Source organism: Pedobacter sp. UYP30 (genome assembly GCF_040547165.1).
In the GTDB taxonomy this organism is placed as follows: Bacteria; Bacteroidota; Bacteroidia; order Sphingobacteriales; family Sphingobacteriaceae; genus Pedobacter.
This window is the reverse complement of record NZ_JBEPPD010000048.1, coordinates 1-2,066: the sequence shown is the minus strand read 5'-3', so window position 1 is coordinate 2,066 and position 2,066 is coordinate 1. Positions and strand designations below refer to the sequence as shown.

The 2,066-nt window shown below is 31.3% G+C and carries 1 protein-coding gene; it reads left to right on the top strand.

Translation table 11 applies throughout. The features are described from left to right. Nucleotides 1-1,942, top strand: a 1,942-nt coding sequence (locus ABIB40_RS20555; RefSeq protein ID WP_354361813.1) for an AAA family ATPase, incomplete at its 5' end; no start/stop codon positions are given. Between the last annotated feature and the right edge of the window lie 124 nt (nucleotides 1,943-2,066).

Sequence of the window (2,066 nt, the reverse complement as noted above, 5' to 3'; positions counted from 1 at the left end):
CGTTATAAGCTATTTTAGAACCGACCAGAATATGACAAAAGAAGCACTACTAGACTTTATTGAAATTAGTATCAAACAAATCGAACTACACAAACAAATCTCAACAGAATGTGAAGTTGATGAGATGATGCTAGAACTACATAATAAGACAACTTCTATTTTTGAGACAGTAAAAAACATCTTAACTGAAAGAAGTTTATCAATAAACTATATTCAACAATTTCAGAATGACTTGTCGCAAACACTAAATTTCTTTACATATAGACAATATCAAAATTTATCTTTTATTCAGCCTCAAAACAAAGAGAGCATAAGAAATGGTATTGAAAGTCAAAATGTTCCTTTACAAAAACAACTAGAGCAAGTAAACTTCAACTTAGACTTCTTTAAAAAGCTCAATTTTTTTAGCAGTAATATTGTTGCCGTTGGTGCTAATGGAAGTGGCAAAACAACTCTATCAAATCACTTTAAAAAATATCTACCAAATACGGGTATTGTTATTTCAGCACAGAAATTATTAATTATTCCTACTTTTAGTGGTGTTTCAAATTTTAATAGCACAAGTCAAAAACTCCAACAATCTCAAACAGTTGACAAGTCACTAAAGGTCACTTATTCAACTGAAAATCAAGGAAATTCCTATAGCATATTAACCCAAGTTGGAGGAGAATTTCAAGTACTATTAGATAATTTACTAGCAGAAAGAAGCGTTGTTAGAAACAAGTATTTCGATCTTCTTCAAAACGGACAAGTTGTAAGTGATATTCCTGTAACTAGACTTGACAAAGCTTTAAAAATTTGGAATACACTTATCCAACATCGTATACTTGAGTGTACGGATGGTATCAATATTATATTAAGACCGTTAATGGCAACAACTTCATATCCTGCTCATCAAATGAGCGATGGAGAAAAGGTTGCGTTATATTTAATAGCTCATATACTTCAGGCTCCTGAAGCGGGTTTTATTATCATTGACGAACCAGAAATGTATTTACATAAAACAATACTTAAGAAACTCTGGGATATACTAGAACTTGAAAGGCAAGATTGTATTTTTATTTACCTTACTCACGACTTAGATTTTGCTACAAGTAGAACTGCAAAAAAAGTATGGATAAGGAGTTTTAACCACCCAAGTAATTGGGAAATTGAAAATATACCAGACAACGAACTTCCTGAACCACTTCTTCTTGAATTATTAGGAAGTCGGAAGAATATTTTATTTTGTGAGGGAATAAAAGGAAGCATAGATGAGAAAATTTACAATATTCTATTTCCGGACTTAACAATTACGCCTGTTGACAATTGTTTTGCTGTTATAAATTATACGAAAGCATTTAATAAATTACCTAATTCAACTACCAAAGCTTTCGGAATAATTGATGCCGACCATAATGGCACAGACAGGCTACAAGCACTACGACCTGAAAATGTTTTTTCAATCTCGATGACAGAACCAGAGAATTTACTATTAGATGAAAGCTTCTTGGAATTGCTAGCTGAACAATTATTGTTTGACAAAGCCATAGTACAGCATATTAAAACCGATATAATAGAGCAACTTAAAAGAGAATTGGAATTGCAGATTTCCAATTACGTTTCTGCAAAAATCAACTACTACTTTAAAGACTCTCACGTTTCTAAAGGAAACACACTAGCTTTAGTGAACAAAAACTTTATGAAATTTTCAAATGAAATAAAAATTCAAGAATGGTACGATAAAAGAAAATTAGAACTGGATAAGATTATAGACGGAAAAGATTATGTAAAGGCACTTTCAGTATTTAATAATAAAGGACTGAAAGCTATTGTGAACAAACATTTTAAAATTACTGACTTTACTGAAAGAGCAATTAAATTATTACAGTTTCAAAGTAATACTCATAGTCTTTTGCAAGATTATTTTCCGACAGAAATCACAAATAAAAACGGCTTATAACAGCAAATTTGTACAAAAATGGCTGACGGTGGTTTATGAAAGTTTTGTATTATTTACCTAGTTTAGTGTGGTGCGACAATGGTTCTGCAAGCAATGCCATTTCTGCACAAATTTTCAAAACGTT